At 70.3% G+C, this 15533-nt stretch carries 17 protein-coding genes; 9 read left to right on the top strand and 8 right to left on the bottom strand.

Going from position 1 to position 15533, the window contains the following annotated elements:
• Positions 1–94: 94 nt before the first annotated feature.
• Positions 95–1801, bottom strand: coding sequence for a lysine--tRNA ligase (locus OUA97_RS21745; RefSeq protein WP_267234181.1), 1707 nt, complete (start codon positions 1799–1801; stop codon positions 95–97).
• Between the two features lie 121 nt (positions 1802–1922).
• On the opposite strand from OUA97_RS21745, the gene phnD reads away from it, so the two are divergent.
• Together phnD and OUA97_RS21735 are read left to right on the top strand one after the other, a co-directional pair.
• The gene (gene phnD / locus OUA97_RS21740) at positions 1923–2927 is read left to right on the top strand and encodes a phosphate/phosphite/phosphonate ABC transporter substrate-binding protein (RefSeq protein WP_267234180.1); all 1005 of its coding nucleotides are present in this window, start codon (positions 1923–1925) and stop codon (positions 2925–2927) included.
• A 58-nt stretch (positions 2928–2985) separates the two neighbouring features.
• The gene (locus OUA97_RS21735) at positions 2986–3366 is read left to right on the top strand and encodes a hypothetical protein (RefSeq protein ID WP_267234179.1); all 381 of its coding nucleotides are present in this window, start codon (positions 2986–2988) and stop codon (positions 3364–3366) included.
• A 13-nt stretch (positions 3367–3379) separates the two neighbouring features.
• Here the strand turns inward: OUA97_RS21735 and OUA97_RS21730 are convergent, their stop codons facing one another.
• The 5 genes from OUA97_RS21730 to OUA97_RS21710 form a co-directional block, all read right to left on the bottom strand.
• Positions 3380–4213: a S1 family peptidase gene (locus OUA97_RS21730; RefSeq protein ID WP_267234177.1), complete on the bottom strand. Its 834-nt coding sequence runs from the start codon at positions 4211–4213 to the stop codon at positions 3380–3382.
• A 13-nt stretch (positions 4214–4226) separates the two neighbouring features.
• Positions 4227–4652, bottom strand: a complete 426-nt coding sequence (locus OUA97_RS21725; RefSeq protein WP_267234176.1) for a DUF350 domain-containing protein — start codon at positions 4650–4652, stop codon at positions 4227–4229.
• 59 nt (positions 4653–4711) lie between these two features.
• Positions 4712–5878 carry a 23S rRNA (adenine(2503)-C(2))-methyltransferase RlmN gene (gene rlmN, locus OUA97_RS21720; RefSeq protein ID WP_267234175.1) on the bottom strand — a complete coding sequence of 389 codons (1167 nt, stop codon included), beginning with the start codon at positions 5876–5878 and terminating at the stop codon, positions 4712–4714.
• A 125-nt stretch (positions 5879–6003) separates the two neighbouring features.
• Positions 6004–7512 (bottom strand): 2-polyprenylphenol 6-hydroxylase, encoded by a 1509-nt coding sequence (gene ubiB / locus OUA97_RS21715; protein ID WP_267234174.1) that lies wholly within the window; start codon positions 7510–7512, stop codon positions 6004–6006.
• A gap of 3 nt (positions 7513–7515) precedes the next feature.
• Positions 7516–8274 (bottom strand): class I SAM-dependent methyltransferase, encoded by a 759-nt coding sequence (locus tag OUA97_RS21710; protein ID WP_267234173.1) that lies wholly within the window; start codon positions 8272–8274, stop codon positions 7516–7518.
• A 130-nt stretch (positions 8275–8404) separates the two neighbouring features.
• Here OUA97_RS21710 and mutM point away from each other — a divergent pair, with 130 nt between their 5' ends.
• From mutM to dnaA, 6 genes are all read left to right on the top strand, one after another.
• On the top strand, positions 8405–9268 hold the full coding sequence (gene mutM, locus OUA97_RS21705; RefSeq protein WP_267234172.1) for a bifunctional DNA-formamidopyrimidine glycosylase/DNA-(apurinic or apyrimidinic site) lyase: 864 nt from the start codon (positions 8405–8407) through the stop codon (positions 9266–9268).
• Positions 9269–9276: 8 nt separating this feature from the next.
• Positions 9277–10149, top strand: a complete 873-nt coding sequence (locus tag OUA97_RS21700) for a TraB/GumN family protein (protein WP_267234171.1) — start codon at positions 9277–9279, stop codon at positions 10147–10149.
• A 34-nt stretch (positions 10150–10183) separates the two neighbouring features.
• Entirely contained in the window at positions 10184–10960 is a 777-nt protein-coding gene (locus OUA97_RS21695; RefSeq protein ID WP_267234170.1) for an enoyl-CoA hydratase, read from the top strand.
• 58 nt (positions 10961–11018) lie between these two features.
• Positions 11019–11600 (top strand): GDSL-type esterase/lipase family protein, encoded by a 582-nt coding sequence (locus OUA97_RS21690; protein WP_267234169.1) that lies wholly within the window; start codon positions 11019–11021, stop codon positions 11598–11600.
• Between the two features lie 107 nt (positions 11601–11707).
• Positions 11708–11977 (top strand): 30S ribosomal protein S20, encoded by a 270-nt coding sequence (gene rpsT / locus OUA97_RS21685; RefSeq protein WP_183777175.1) that lies wholly within the window; start codon positions 11708–11710, stop codon positions 11975–11977.
• A 407-nt stretch (positions 11978–12384) separates the two neighbouring features.
• Positions 12385–13848 carry a chromosomal replication initiator protein DnaA gene (gene dnaA / locus OUA97_RS21680; protein ID WP_267234167.1) on the top strand — a complete coding sequence of 488 codons (1464 nt, stop codon included), beginning with the start codon at positions 12385–12387 and terminating at the stop codon, positions 13846–13848.
• Between the two features lie 187 nt (positions 13849–14035).
• Here dnaA and OUA97_RS21675 read toward each other — a convergent pair whose 3' ends face one another.
• The gene (locus OUA97_RS21675; RefSeq protein WP_323691089.1) at positions 14036–14836 is read right to left on the bottom strand and encodes a class I SAM-dependent methyltransferase; all 801 of its coding nucleotides are present in this window, start codon (positions 14834–14836) and stop codon (positions 14036–14038) included.
• Positions 14837–14970: 134 nt separating this feature from the next.
• Between OUA97_RS21675 and OUA97_RS21670 the strand changes: the two genes are divergently transcribed.
• Positions 14971–15384 (top strand): GNAT family N-acetyltransferase, encoded by a 414-nt coding sequence (locus tag OUA97_RS21670; protein ID WP_267234165.1) that lies wholly within the window; start codon positions 14971–14973, stop codon positions 15382–15384.
• 8 nt (positions 15385–15392) lie between these two features.
• Here OUA97_RS21670 and OUA97_RS21665 read toward each other — a convergent pair.
• Positions 15393–15533, bottom strand: a 141-nt coding sequence (locus OUA97_RS21665; protein WP_267234182.1) for a helicase HerA-like domain-containing protein, incomplete at its 5' end; no start/stop codon positions are given.

Below are 15533 nucleotides of genomic sequence, written 5' to 3'. Positions count from 1 at the left end.
GGCCAGCCATGGCTCAAACAGCCCGCAACCTGAACATGGTTGCTCAGTCAGCCATGCGGCTGACAGCTCCCCCACGGGGGAGCAACTGTCCCGCCTAAGCCGCCGCCAGTTCCCCGGCCAGCGCCTGCTCGATCAGCGCGATGGTCCGCTCCAGGCCGAAGATCGCCGCGAACGAGCCGAAGCGCGGACCCTGGCTCTGGCCCAGCAGCACTTCGTAGAGCGCCTGGAACCAGGCCCGCAGCGGTTCGAACCCGGCGGTCTTGCCGACCTCGAACACCTCGTTCTGGATCGTCTCGGCGTCGGCGTCGGCCGGCAGCGCCTTGAAGCGGGCCAACAGGTCCTCCATCGCCGCCCGCTCCTTGTCGTCGGGGGCGCGGAACTTCTTCGAGGGCTTCACGAAGTCCTCGTAGTAGTTGATCGCATAGCCGATCAGCCGGTCGAGCATCGGCTCGGTCTGCGCGTCCGCGCCCGGCATGTAGCGGGACACGAAGCCCCAGAGGATGTCCTTGGTCGAGGCGTCGGCCGCCGACACCAGGTTCAGCAGCAGCGAGAACGACAGCGGCGAGCCCTTCTCCGGCGGCGCCCCGCGATGGACGTGCCAGGCCGGGTTGTCGATCGCCGTCGCGTTGCTGGTCGCGCGCGCCTTGTTGAACGCCTCCAGCTGCTGCAGGTACTCGTCCGTCGCCTTCGGGATGACGTCGAAATAGAGCCGCTTGGCCGACTTCGGCGACTGGTACATGTAGTAGGCGAGGCTCTCGGGCGCGCCGTAGCGCAGCCACTCCTCCATGGTCAGGCCGTTGCCCTTGGACTTGGAGATCTTCTGGTTGTTCTCGTCCATGAACAGCTCGAAGTGGAAGGCCTCCGGCGGCGTCCCGCCCAGCACCTTCACCAGCTTGTTCGAGACCCGCACGGAATCGACCAGATCCTTGCCCGAGGCTTCGAAGTCGACGCCCAGCGCGTACCAGCGCGCGGCCCAGTCGGGACGCCACTGCAGCTTCACGTGACCGCCGGTCACCGGGACCTCGGTCAGGGTTCCGTCCTCGTCGGGGAAGGTGATGGTGCCCTTCTCGACGTCGCGGCCGACGGTCGGGGCCTGCAGCACCCGGCCCGACTTCGGGCTGACCGGCAGGAACGGCGAATAGGTGGCGCGGCGCTCCTCGCCGAGAGTCGGCAGCATGACGCCCTGCACCGCGTCGAAGCGGGCCAGGATCTTCAGCAGCACCTCGTCGAACCGGCCCGACTTGTAGGTCTGCGTGGACGACATGAACTCGTAGTCGAAGCCGAAGCCGTCGAGGAAGGCGCGCAGGCGGGCGTTGTTGTGGGCCGCAAAGCTCTCGTACTCGCCGAACGGGTCGCGCACGGCCGAGACCGGCTTGTCGCGGTCTTCTTCCAGCATCTCGCGATTGGGCACGTTGTCCGGGATCTTCCGCAGCCCGTCCATGTCGTCGGAGAACACGATCAGCTTGGTCGGGATGGCGTCCTCGGTCAGGGCGCGGAACGCCGTGCGCACCATGGTCGGGCGCGCGGCCTCGCCGAACGTGCCCATGTGCGGCAGGCCCGAAGCCCCGAACCCGCACTGGAACACCACCGGCTGGGCCAGCACCGGGAAGGTGCTCACCGCCTCGTCGGCCTTGCCCTGTGCGATCAGGCTGGCGGCCAGGTCGCGCTCGCCGTCGCTGAGCCGAAGTTTGAGCGTCCGATCCAGCAGGATGCGGGCCTGTTCGAAGGGCCAGCTTTTCGCTTCGCGCGCCTGGGCAGAGAGGCCGCGCAGGGAGGGGTTCTGGATCGAGGTGTCGGACATCTGCGCGGCCTAACGCCAGTAGCCGCTCGCCTCAAGCAGACTTTTGCGCTCATCATCGTCGCGGAGCTGTCACGCAACCGGCGCAAAAGCCCGGCCAGTCGCTCTTTCGGGGGAAGTTCTGATGATCACGCGCCGTCTCGCGCTCGCCCTGGCCGCCGCGCTGACGCTGGCCGGCTGCAGCCCGAAGGAGGCCGCCAAGCCCGCGGCCCCGGCCGTCGTCAACTTCTCGATCATGTCGACCGAGGGCCGCCAGACCCAGATGGACGACTGGGGCCCGTTCCTGGCCGACATGGAAAAATCCATCGGCGTCCCGGTGAAGCCGTTCTTCGGCACCAACTACACCTCGCTGATCGAAGCCATGCGGTTCAAGCAGACCGACGTGGGCTGGTTCACCAACCAGTCGGGGCTGGAGGCCGTGCGCCGCGCGAACGGCGAGGTCTTCGCCCGCACGGTCAAGCCGAACGGCCCGGACGGCTACCAGGCGGTGATCGTGGTCAAGAAGGGCTCGGGGATCACCCTCGACAAATTGCTCACCTGCGACCGCACGCTGAACTTCGGCATGGGCGACGCCAAGTCGACCTCCGGGACCCTGGCGCCGATGACCTATCTGTTCGCCCCGCGCGGGGTCGATCCCAACACCTGCTTCAAGACCGTCCGTTCGGCCAACCACGAGGCCAATCTGTTCTCGGTCGCCCAGGGCCTGCTGGATGCGGCCACCAACAACACCGCCTCGATGGATCGCATGGCGATGATGGGCACCGAGATGTCGAAGAAGACCCTGGCCAGCCTCGATGTGATCTGGACCTCGCCGACCATCCCCGAGGACCCGATGGTCCGCCGCAAGGATCTCGACCCGGCGATCAAGGCCAAGATCGACGCCTTCCTGTTCAGCTACGGGACCGGCGAGGGCCCTGAGGCCGAGCGCCAGCGCAAGGTGCTCGAGCGCATCCAGACCAAGCCCTTCAAGCGGGCCGACAATTCGCACCTGCTGCCGGTCCGCGAGATGGAGGCCTCGGGCCAACTGATCGTCGCCCGGCGCAAGGGCGACGCCGCCGCCGAAAAGGCCGCCCAGGCCGAACTCGACGAGATCGCCGCCGAGAAGAAGGCCCTGCCGCCCGGCCAATAGCGGAACCCAAGCGCGGCTAAGACGTCCTCCCTTGCTTGAGGCTTGGAGGGAAACGCCGATGAACCTGCTGCTCGCGAAGAGGGCCCTGGGCCTGCTGTCCCTCGCGGTCGGGGTGACCGCCGTCGCCGCGCCGCGCCGGGTGACCCGGTTCCTGGGGCTTACCTTCGACGACCAGGCGATGAGCGCCTTCGGCGCCCGCGAGATCGCCTCGGGCGCCGGCCTGCTCTCGCCGGTCCCGCCGGGGCCGTGGTTCTGGATGCGGGCCGGCGGCGACCTCATGGATCTGGCCGTCCTCGGCCGCGCCATCGGCCGCGACAATCCTCGCCGCAAGATCGCCTACGCCGCCTTCGGCGCGGTGGCCGCCATCGCCGTGGTCGACCTGGCCATCGCCATCCAAGCCGCCCGCAACCGCCGCGAGGAGCGCGCCGCGGCGGCATGAACCGGGTGTCGTCCTACGACGTCCGCAGGCAGATCACCTGCGCCACCCGCAGGTCGCGACGCAGGGTGTCGGCCACCCGGCCGTAGTTGTCGGTGGTGATCGGCTCGCCGACCGCGAACTTGTCGGCCCGCTGGTGGGTGGCGGCCAGGGCCTCCAGCACCGTCTCAGGCGAGGTCGTGTAGATCCGGCCGCGACGCGGGCTCTCGGCCACCGTCACCCCGATCACCCGGCCCGCGCGGTCCAGCACCGGCGAGCCCGACAGTCCGGCCAAGGTGCCCTCCAGCCCGTCGGTGCGGCCGGTCTCGGCCCAGACCAGCACCGGCTCGGTGCGCGCGCCGCGGCCGCGCACCTCCAGGTTCTCGCGGCCGAGCAGGCGCGAGGTCGCCTCCCCCGGCTCGCCCTGCGGATAGCCCGGATGGAACGCGCGGTCGCCGCGGCGCAGCTGTTGCTGCAGGCCCAGCGGCAGCGGCGGGGCGCCGCCCTCGGTGGTCAGGATCGCAGCCTCGCCGCGCGGGTCGATGTGGACCTGCGCCTCCACCCCGCGGCCCTCGGCCACGACGATGGCGGTCTGGGTGCAGCCGTCGACCACGTGGCGGGCGGTGATCCACACCCCGGCGTCGGAGACCGAGAACGCCGTGCCGACCCCCGGCTCGGCCTTGCCCGGGACGTCGACCACCACCTGCGGGTCGAACGGCGAGGCCGGACCCAGCGGCAGGCCCTCGCCGCCGGCCACCGGCGGCGGCGGCGGCGGGGCGTCGGCGCGCTCCTGGCGGCCGACCGCCGCGATCAGCAGCGCCAGCACCACCGCCAGATAGACCAGCCAGTCCGGAAGCCTGGGAAAGTGCATGACGCGTCGACGGTCAGCCGGCCATCGCCGAGGCGATGATCAGGGCCGTGGCCAGCTTGGCCCCGACCAGCAGGGCGGCGGCGGCGACTTCGCCTTCGGCGATGCGCTGGGGCAGGCCGTGCAGCGCCAGATCGACCAGCCGGAAGATCAGCAGCTGCAGCGCCACGCAGGCCGCGCCCCACATGCCGATCTCCAGCGCCGAGGTCGAGCCGGCCAGCGAGGCCGACAGCGGGATCGCCAGCCCGACCAGCACCCCGCCCAGCGACAGGGCCGCGGCGGAGTTGCCCTCCCGGATCAGCGCGATCTCGCGATGCGGGGTCATCAGAACGTAGACCGTCACGCCGACGAACAGGATCGCCACCGTCACGGCGATGTGCATCAGGGCGATGGGAAAGCCGTTGGCGAAGGCCTGGATCTCAGGCGATTGCAGTTGCGGCATGGGACCCCGTGGGCTGGACGCTAGAACTCGGCGGCATCGATAGCACGGACCGATCAGACCTAGGCAATGGCCTCGGCGTCGCCGGCCGCCAGCTTGCGCCGGGCGCTGGCCCGCAGCTTCTCGCTCTCGCTCTTCAGCTGGCCGCAGGCGGCCAGGATGTCGCGGCCGCGCGGCGTGCGGATCGGCGAGGCGTAGCCGGCCCGGTTGAGGATCGCCGCGAAGCTCTCGATCGCGCCCCAGTCCGAGCAGCCGTAGTTGGTGCCCGGCCACGGGTTGAACGGGATCAGGTTGATCTTGGCCGGAATGCCCTTGAGCAGCTTGACCAGGGCCTTGGCCTCGGCCGGGCTGTCGTTGACGTCCTTCAGCATCACGTACTCGAAGGTCACGCGGCGGGTGTTGGACAGGCCCGGATAGCCGCGGATGCCCTCCATCAGCGTGGCGATGTCGTACTTCTTGTTCAGCGGCACCAGCACGTCGCGCAGGTCGTCGTTGGTGGCGTGCAGCGAAATCGCCAGCATCGCCTGGGTGCGCTCGCCCAGCGCCTTCAGCTCCGGCACGACGCCCGAGGTCGAGACCGTGATCCGTCGGCGCGAAATGGCGATGCCCTCGCCATCGGCGATGATGTCGATGGCGTCGGCGACGTTGTCCAGATTGTACAGCGGCTCGCCCATGCCCATGAACACGATGTTCGAGAGCCGGCGGTCCTCCTTGGGCGAGGGCCACTCCGAAAGGTCGTCGCGGGCCACCTGCACCTGGGCGACGATCTCGGCCGCGGTCAGGTTGCGGACCAGCGCCTGGGTGCCGGTGTGGCAGAAGGTGCAGTTCAGCGTGCAGCCGACCTGACTGGAGACGCACAGAGCCCCCGAGCGGCCGACGTCGGGAATGTAGACGGTCTCCACCTCGATGCCCGGGGCCATGCGGATCAGCCACTTGCGGGTGCCGTCCTTGGACACCTGCCGCTCGACCACTTCCGGACGCGCCAGGGTGAAGGCGCCGTCCAGCGCCGCGCGGGTCTCCTTGGCGACGTCGGTCATCGCCGAAAAGTCGGTGGCCCCATAGTGGTGGATCCAGCGCCACAGCTGGCTGGCGCGCATCTTGGCCTTGTCCGGGCGCACGACCTCGGCGTCGATCAGCGCCTGGGCCAGCGCCTTGCGGGTCAGGCCCGAAAGGTTCGGTTTGACGGCGGGCGCGACGGGTGCGCGCGAAAGATCAAGGGTGACGCCCAAGGGATGCTCACGGTCTGGAAGACCGCGGAATATAGGGCGCCGCCGCCCTTACGCCAAATGAACGCCCCTGCGGCCGATTGGAAAGACGGTCGGACCCTTCTCCCCTTGCGGGAGAAGGATCACCCTCAAAACACCCAAACCCCCAGCGCGAACGCGGCCCCGGCCACCGCCGCGCCGATCGCGAACCAGGCCATGCGCGAGGGGCGCGCTTCGATCACCGCCACCGCCGTCGCGGCCTGCGGCGGGGCCTCGATCAGCCGGTGCAGGGCGCGCAGCGCCTCGATCCCCTCGTCGACGAAGCGCTTGACCCGCGCCTGCGGGCCCAGCTCGCGCAGCATCCAGCGGCGCACCACCGGATCGGCCGCCTTCCAGATGTCGTGGTCAGGGTCGAGCCGGCGGGCCACGCCCTCGACCGTCATCATGGTCTTCTGCAGCAGCACCAGCTGCGGCTGCAGGCGCATGTCGAACAGGGCGGTGATCTCGAACAGCTGGGTCAGCACCCGGCCCATCGAGACGTCGCTGGCGGTGCGCCCGAACAGCGGCTCGCCGACCGCGCGCAGGGCCTGGGCGAAGGCGTGGACCGAGTGGGTCCGCGGCACATAGCCGGCCTCGAAATGGGTCCGGGCGATCTGCTCGTAGTCGCGCTGCAGGAAACCCCAGAGGATCTCGGCCAGGTAGCGCCGCTCGGCCGGGGCCAGCCGCCCGACGATGCCGAAATCGACCGCGGTGATCTCCGCCGGCGCGGCGACGAACAGGTTGCCCTCGTGCAGGTCGGCGTGGAACACCCCATGGTCCAGCGCCTGGGACAGGAACGCGCGCAGCAGCTTGTCGGCCAGGGCCGGGCGGTCGAGGCCCTCCAGCTCCAGGCTCGCGGGATCCGACAGCGGCGCGCCCTTGGCCCATTCCTGGGTCAGCACGGTCTTGCCGACCCCGTCCCAGACCACCTTCGGCGCGGCCATGTAGCCGTCCTTGGCCATCACCTCGCCCAGCTCGTCGCCGCCGGCCGCCTCCAGCCGCAGGTCGAGCTCCAGCTCGGTGGCGCGGATCACGGTGCTGGCCAGGGCCCGCGGCTCCAGCCGGCGGGCGTCGGGCGACAGCTTCTCCATCAGCCGCGCCGCCAGCGCCAACACTTCGGCGTCCTGGGCGACGCGATGGGCGATGCCCGGCCGCAGCACCTTCACCGCCACGCGCCGGCCGTCCAGCAGGGTCGCGTCATGCGCCTGGGCCAGCGAGGCGGCGGCCACCGGCTCGCCGAAACTGGAATAAAGACTGTCGATCGGGCGGCCCAGGCACGCCTCGACCTCGCGCCGGGCGACGTCCGTCGGGAACGGGTCGAGCTTGTCCTTCAGCCGCGACAGGTCGTCCGCGAACTCGGCCCCGAAGATGTCGGCGCGGGTCGAGAGCAGCTGGCCGAGCTTGATCGCCACCGGCCCCAGGCCCTCCAGCGAACGGGCCAGGCGCTCGCCCGGACGCCCCTCGCGCGCCTGACGCCCGGCCAGGCCTCGGATCGAGCGGGACAGGGTCGCAATCCGCGGCGGATAGAGCCCGTCAAGCTCGCGCGGCAGCAGGGCGTCGTTGCGCGCCAGCGACCAGCCCGCCGCCGCCAGCCGCCCGAAGGCCGCGAGACTTCCCATGAACTAGAACGCCCAGCCGTGATGCAGGGCCGCGACGCCGCCGGTGAAGTTGGTGTAGCCGGCGCGGCTGAACCCGGCCTTCTCGATCATCGAGACGAAGGTCCGCTGGTCGGGGAACCGGCGGATGCTCTCGACCAGGTACTGGTAGCTGTCGCGATCCTTGGTCACCAGCTTGCCGATTTCCGGGATCACCTTGAACGAATAGGCGTCATAGGCCTTGCGCAGCATCTCGGTGGCCGGCTGCGAGAACTCCAGGCACAGGAACCGCCCGCCCGGCTTCAGCACCCGGCGCGCCTCGACCAGCGCGGCCTGCACGTCGGTGACGTTGCGGATGCCGAACGAGATCACGTAGGCGTCGGCGCAGGCGTCGGGCAGCGGCAGGCGCTGGGCGTCGCCGACGTTCCAGGTGATCTCCGGCTCGCCGCCCTTGGTGCGGCCGGCGGCGATCATCTCGGCGTTGTAGTCCATGATCATGATCTGGGCGTCGGGGCCGCCGCGGCGCAGCTGGGCGGCGCGGGCCAGCTTGGCGAAGCGCCGGGCCATGTCGCCGGTGCCGCCGGCGCAGTCGATGATCACCTCGCCCGGCTGCGGGTTCAGCCGCGCGGCCGTGGCGTCCTTCCAGAGCCGGTGCACGCCGGCGCTCATCAGGTCGTTCATCAGGTCGTAGCGGCTGGCGACGCTGTCGAAGACGCCGCGCACGAGGCCGGCCTTCTCGGAGGCGTCGACGTCGCGGAAGCCGAAGGTGGCGGAGGGTCCGGTCATGAGGACGGGTCTTAGCTCGGCCAGGCCGGCCGCGCCAGTCGGGCGAGGCGGGACGAGCCTGGAGAAGGAAGCAAGGCGCCCCGCCGCGGCAAAGGTTGTCCCGCCCGCCCCGAAATGCCACTTCAAGGTCATGCCTGAATTACCCGAGGTCGAAACCGTCCGGCGCGGCCTGCAGCCGGTGCTCGAGGGCCGCCGCCTGTCGCGGGTCGAGGCGCGCCGCGCCGACCTGCGCTTTCCGTTCCCCGACGGCTTCGTCCAGCGCCTGACCGGCGCCACCATCCAGCGCCTGGAGCGGCGAGCGAAATACCTGATGGCGGTGCTCGACCGCGGCGAGACCCTGGTCATGCACTTGGGCATGAGCGGCCGCTTCGAGATCGCCCAGCCCGAGGGCTACCAGCGGCCCGGCGAGTTCCACTACGCCCCCGACCCCGATCCCAAGCACGCCCACGTGGTGTTCGAGGCCGACGACGGCGGCCGCGTCACCTATTATGACCCGCGCCGCTTCGGCTACATGGACCTCATCGAGACCGCAGCCATGGACCAGCACCCCTGGTTCGCCGGCCTGGGTCCCGAGCCGCTGTCGGACGCCTTCGACGCCCAGCGCCTGGTCACCGCCTTCGCCGGCCGCAAGCAGGGCCCCAAGACCCTGCTGCTCGACCAGCGCGTCGTCGCCGGCCTCGGCAACATCTATGTCTGCGAGGCGCTGAACCGCGCGAAGATCTCGCCGCTGAAGCCGGCCGGGTCGATCAAGCCGGCCAAGCTTGGCCCGCTGGTCGAGATCATCCGCGAGGTGCTGGAGGAGGCCATTGAGGCCGGCGGCTCGACGCTCAAGGACTACGCCGCCGCCGACGGCGCGCTCGGCTACTTCCAGCACCGCTTCCGCGCCTATGACCGCGAGGGCGAGCCCTGCGCCAATCCCGGCTGCAAGGGGACCATCGCCCGCGAGGTCCAGGCCGGCCGCTCCACCTTCTATTGCCGCACCTGCCAGAAGTGAGCCCGCCCATGACCCGACGTCTGCTCGGCGCCCTCGCCGGCCTGCTGCTCGCCGGCTGCGGCGCGGTGGAGGCGCAGGCCCGCCCGCCGGTCTGGACGGTGCGCGACGCCGACTCCGAGCTGGTGATCTTCGGCTCGGTCCACGTCCTGCCGCCGGGCCTGGACTGGCGGCCCGCCGAACTGGACGCGGCGCTGGCCAAGGCCGACGACCTCTGGTTCGAGCTGCCGATCGACCCGGCCTCGGAGGCCAAGGTCGGCCAGCTGGCCGCCGCCCACGGCCTGCTGCCGCAGGGCCAGTCGCTCTCGGCCCTGCTCTCGCCCGAGGGCCGCGAGCGGCTGAAGACCGCGACCGCCGATCTCGGCGTCTCGATGGCCGCGCTCGACCGGCTCGAGCCCTGGTTCGCCGAGGTGGTGCTGGCCGGCGCCCAGTTCCAGAAGGCCGGCGCCGACGCCAGTTCCGGCGTCGAGAAGATGATCTCCGGCTCGGCCCCGGCCTCGGCCCGGCGCCGCGCCTTCGAAAGCCCCGAAGAGCAGATCGCCATCTTCGACGCCGCGCCGCTGGCCCAGCAGGTCGCCTCGCTGGAACAGAGCCTGATCGAGCTGAACGAGAACCCGCGGGCCTATGACGAGCTGATCGCCCACTGGATGGCCGGCGACCTGCGCGCCCTGGACGAGGACGTGCTCGGCCCGCTCCGCACGGCCGCGCCTGGCCTCTACGCCCGCCTGGTCACCGAGCGCAACGAGCGCTGGCTCGCCACGCTCAAGGCCCGGCTCGACGGCTCGGGCCGCACGGTGGTCGTGGTCGGGGTCGGCCACCTGGTCGGCCAGGACGGCCTGCCCGCCCGCCTGCGCGCCCTTGGCTACAGCGTCGAAGGGCCTTAAGCCCGGCGGACCGACATCGCCAGCGAGGGCTGCCATGAGCTACGAGACCCTGATCGTCGAGACAACCGAAGGCGTGACCCTGATCCGCCTCAACCGGCCCGAGGCGCTCAACGCCCTGAACAGCCAATTGCTCGGCGAGCTTTCCGCCGCCCTCGACGCCGCCGAGGCCGACGAGGCCGTGCGCTGCGTGGTGCTGACCGGCTCGGACCGCGCCTTCGCCGCCGGCGCCGACATCAAGGAGATGTCGACCAAGACCTACGCCGAGATGTTCAAGCAGGACTTCTTCGGCGCCAGCGCCCGCCGCATCGAGCAGTTCCGCAAGCCGATCATCGCCGCGGTCGCCGGCTACGCCCTCGGCGGCGGCTGCGAGCTGGCCATGCTCTGCGACTTCATCATCGCCGCCGAGAGCGCCAAGTTCGGCCAGCCCGAAATCAATCTCGGCGTCGCCCCCGGCATCGGCGGCACCCAGCGCCTGACCCGCTTCGTCGGCAAGTCCAAGGCCATGGAGATGATCCTCACCGGCCGGATGATGGACGCCGCCGAGGCCGAGCGTTCGGGCCTGGTCTCCCGCGTCGTGCCGTCCGACCAGCTGATCGGCGAGGCCATGGCCGCGGCGACGAAGATCGCCGGCCAGTCGCCGCTGGCGGTGATGATGAACAAGGAACTGGTCGAGACCGCCTACGAGACCACGCTCTCGACCGGGGTCGCCGTCGAGCGGCGCCTGTTCCACTCGCTGTTCGCCTTCGACGACCAGAAGGAGGGCATGGCCGCCTTCGTCGAGAAGCGCAAACCCGACTTCAAGGGCTCCTGATGAGCGTGACAGCTTCACGTCGGAGCCGGCGACCGTCACGCTCCGGGGAAAGAAGCCAATGAGGCTGATCGCGTTCGGCGACTCCATGGTCGCCGGCGCCGGCGATCCCGACCACCTCGGCTGGATCGGCCGGGCCCTGCTCGGCCGCCGATCGATCACGCTCTACAATCTCGGCGTCCGCCGCGAGACCTCGGCCGACATCGCCGCCCGCTGGCGGGCCGAGGCGACGCCGCGCTTCACCGACGAGGAGCCGATGCGGATCGTCTTCTCGTTCGGGGCCAACGACTGCTATCCGGTCGACGGCAAGCCGCGCGTGGCCCAGGCCGACAGCCTCAAGAACGCCCAGGCGATGCTGACCGGCGCCGACGCCCACTGCCCGGTGCTGCTGGTCGGCCCGCCGCCGATGGCCGATCCCGGCGTCTCGGCGCGGCTCGAGGTGCTCAACGAGAACCTCAAGGTCCTGGCCGCCCGGCTGAAGGTCCCGTTTATCGACGTCTTCCAGCCGCTGGAGGCCGACGGCCTGTGGCGCGAGGAGGCGATCGCCTGGGACGGCGCCCACCCCGGCGCGGGGGGTTATCAGCGCATGGCCGACCTGATCTCGGCCCATCCCGCCTGGCGCGCTTTCACCCTTGTGGATTAAACCCGTCGGAGTCGCATTGACCCGCGCGGCGCTGTCCCGTATATCCGCGCCTCCAATTTGCCCGCCCGGGTTTTGGCTCGGGCGCGATCCGTATTGAGAGCTGACACATGGCCAACACGCCCGGCGCCAAGAAGGCGGTCCGTAAGATCGCCCGCCGTACCGAAGTCAACAAGGCTCGCCGCTCGCGCGTGCGCACCTACCTGCGCAAGTTCGAAGAGGCCGTCGCCTCGGGCGACGCCGGCGCCGCCAAGACCGCGTTCGTCGAAGCTCAATCCGAGCTGATGCGCGCCGTCACCAAGGGCGTCGTCCACAAGAACACCGGCTCGCGGAAAGTGTCGCGCCTGGCCGCCCAGCTGAAGAAGATGGCCGCGGCCTGAGGTTGAAGGGTCGAGCTTGAAGCTTGGCCGCAACCTCCCTTGAAAATACGGAAATTCGAGACACCCGCGGGTTGCAGGACCCGCGGGCGTTTTATTTTGCGGCGCACCACAACTGCACGCATCTGCGGCGATACTTCTCAGCTAACGGAACGTTGAAATCCGGATTCCCTTGCCGAGCGAGGGGTGGATTTGAGTCAACGAAAATATCCGTCGACGCGGCGAAGAATCACCGTTGACCCCCTAGTCGCCCCGACTAGGGTGACAAACCTCAAGACGTCCTTCCATCTGATCTCGGATGAAAAAAGGCGGCGGCGGGGGCATTGCGCTCGCCGGGTAAGGCTTTGTGTTCGTTGAACAAAGTTGTTCCGCTGCGGGGGCGCTGACGGATGACGATGAAAGAGGTTGGAATGATGGCCACTGGGGGCGTTGCGAGTTCTGTTGTCGAGACGCAAGCGGCGGCCGTGTGGTCGACGACCTGCGCCGCGCTGAAGCGGGAACTCGGTGAGGCCACCTTCGGCTCCTGGCTGGGACAGGCCGCCCTGCGCGAGCGCGGGGACGAACTGTGCCTGGTCGCCGCGACCGGCGTCGCCCGCGACTGGATCCGTCGCCACGCCTGGCGCCGCATCGGCGAGCTCTGGGCTCAGAACGACCCGATGGGCCGCAATCTCGAACTGAAGTCGCGCATGGAGTTCGAGGCCGAGGCCCCGAGCGCCCCGGCCGCGCCGGTGGTGCTCAAGGCCGAGCCGATGAGCGCGCCCCTGGCCGAAGGCAACGTCATCGAGATCGAGGTGCCGCTGCAAGCCGCCGCCCCGGTCGCCGCCCGCGCCGGCCGCCAGCAGGGCCTGCAGGACCGCTTCTCGTTCGAGACCTTCGTCTCGGGCCCCGCCAACGAATTCGCCTTCGCCGTGGCCCGCCGCGTGGCGGCCTGGTCGGACGGCCACTTCAACCCGGTGATCTTCCATGGCCCCTACGGCTTCGGAAAGACCCACCTGCTGAACGCGCTCGCCTGGGAGGCCATGCAGTCGGCCCCGGAAAAGCGCGTCGTCTACATCACCGCCGAGCGCTTCACCTCGACCTTCGTCAAGGCCGTGCAGGACCGCTCGACCGCCGCCTTCAAGGACGAGCTGCGCAACGCCGACCTGCTGCTGATCGACGACGTGCAGTTCGTCGCCGGCAAGTCCTCCACCCAGGAGGAGCTGTTCCACACCCTGCTGGCCCTGGTCGAGGACGGCCGCCGCGTGGTGATGACCGCCGACCGCTCGCCGGCTGAACTCCAGGAGATGGAGCCGCGCCTGCGCAGCCACCTGCAGGCCGGCCTGGTCTGCGGCATCGAGCCGGCCGACCGCACCCTTCGCCTCGGCATCCTTGAGCGCAAGCTCGCCACCCTGGCGGCCCAGGGCAAGTTCATGCCCTCGGCCCGCGCCGAGGTGCTGCAGTTCCTCGCCGACCGCTTCACCGACAGCGTCCGTGAACTGGAAGGCGCGCTCAACACCTTGGTCGCCCGCGTCGGCGGCGAGATCTCGCGCATGACTCTCGACGAGGCGCAGGCGATCCTGCGCCCCAACTTGGCCTGCACCGAGCGCCGGGTGACCGTCGACCAGATCCAGAAGACCGTCGCCGAGCACTACCAGCTCAAGCAGGCCGACCTGATCTCCGAGCGCCGCGCCCGCGTCGTCGCGCGCCCGCGCCAGGTCGCCATGTGGCTGGCCAAGCAGATCACCACCCGCTCGCTGCCGGACATCGGCCGCCGCTTCGGGGGCCGCGATCACACCACCGTCCTGCACGCCGTGCGCCGCATCGAAGCCCTGAAGGGCGAAGACCCGATGATCGCCCGCGACCTCGACGTCCTGCTGCGCAAACTGCGCGGCTAGCGCCATCCCTCCCCCTCGCGGGGAGGGTGGATCGCCGCCCCAGACTCACATGTCATCCCGGAAGCCGCGCAGCGGCTGTCCGGGACCCATTGACGCCGCATCCGGCATCCTGCCGCCCGCGGCTCCATGCCCGTGAACCATCTGGTGTTCATGGGTCCCGGTCTTGCTGCGCAAACCGGGATGACGCTCAGGTCGCCCCCGCGCTCACCACCACCGCCTGCCCCCAGCCGACGATCTCGCCGCCGCCGAACGCTTCGCTCAGGGCCGCGGTCGCGGCCTCGGTCGCCGCGTCCAGCCCCTCGGGGTCGCGCGCCTCGATCTCGCCGCGCAGCGGCGTGCCGGTGCAGAGCCCGACAGCCGCGTCCGCCGCCGACGGCGAGCGCATCTGCAACCGCACCACGTCGAACTGCGGCGCGGCGAACCCCGCCGCCGCCACGGCCGCGGCGATCGTCGCGCGGTCGTGATAGCCGAACGGCGTCCGCTCCAGGAACCGCGGCGGGTCCTTGGGGAACAGTCCGGCCACCGCCTCGCCGACGATCTGCGAGATCTCGTTGGCGGCGATGTCGTCCCAGACGTTGAATACGAACCGCCCGCCCGGCCGCAGCACCCGCCGCGCCTGCGAAAACCCGGCCGCCTTGTCGGGAAAGAACATCACCCCGAACTGGCAGACCACCGCATCGAAACTGGCGTCGGCGAACGGCAAGGCCTGGGCGTCGGCCGCCCGCCATTCGACATTGGCCGCCGCCGTCAGGCCCGCAGCGGTGTCGAGCATCGGCTGGTTGAGGTCGGTGGCCAGGATCCTCGCCCGCGGCGCGGCCCTGGCCAGGGCCCGGGTCACGCGGCCGGTGCCGGCCGCGGTCTCCAGCAGGTCCCCTTCGAACCCTTCGAACCGGCGCGCGAGATCGCGGGCGTAGGGCTCGAACAGCATCGGCCCCAGATAGCGCTCATAGAGGTCGGGGATCGAACCGACGAAGGCGGCGTCCGACATGGCGTCCTCCCAGCAGAACCGCCGGGAAGATAACACGGGTTCGCGAAATGGGCGCGGCCCGCCGGCCGCGGGGCATCGACGCCCCAGTCCTCGCCGCGATAGAACGCCGGCCCCATGTCCAGACGGAGCCAACCATGACGGACGGATACCAGCTCGTCGTCGCGACGCCTTCGGCCGACGACTACCGCCGGCTGCGGGTGGCGGCGGGCCTCAGCCCGAAAAGCGCCGAGGCCGCGGCGGCCGGGCTGCCCAACACCCTGTTCGCCGTGCAGATCCGCAAGGAGGGCGAGGTCGTCGGGATGGGCCGCGTGGTCGGCGACGGGGGCCTGTTCTACCAGGTGGTCGACATCGCCGTGGAGCCGGCCCACCAGGGCCAGGGCCTGGGCAAGGCGATCGTCGAGCGCATCGTCGACCACCTGCGCCAGACCGCGCCGGTCGGGGCCTATGTCAGCCTGATCGCCGACGGCGAGGCCTGGCGTCTCTACGCCCAGTACGGCTTCAAGCCGACCGCCCCGGCCTCGATCGGCATGGCCTTCTCGATCAGCTAAGGGCGGGCCTACCGCTTCTTCATGCTGCCCAGGATGCCGCGCATCAGTTCGCGGGCGATGGTGCTGCCGGCCTGGCGCAGCAGCGACTTGGTGAAGGCCTCGCCCATCGACTGGCGGTTCGAGGCCCGCGGTCGCGGCGGGGCCGGCGC

Origin of the sequence: Phenylobacterium sp. 58.2.17 (assembly GCF_026411515.1) — a bacterium.
Lineage (GTDB): Bacteria > Pseudomonadota > Alphaproteobacteria > Caulobacterales > Caulobacteraceae > Phenylobacterium.
Note: the sequence above shows the minus strand (reverse complement) of the source record. Positions and strands in the feature narration are given on the sequence as shown.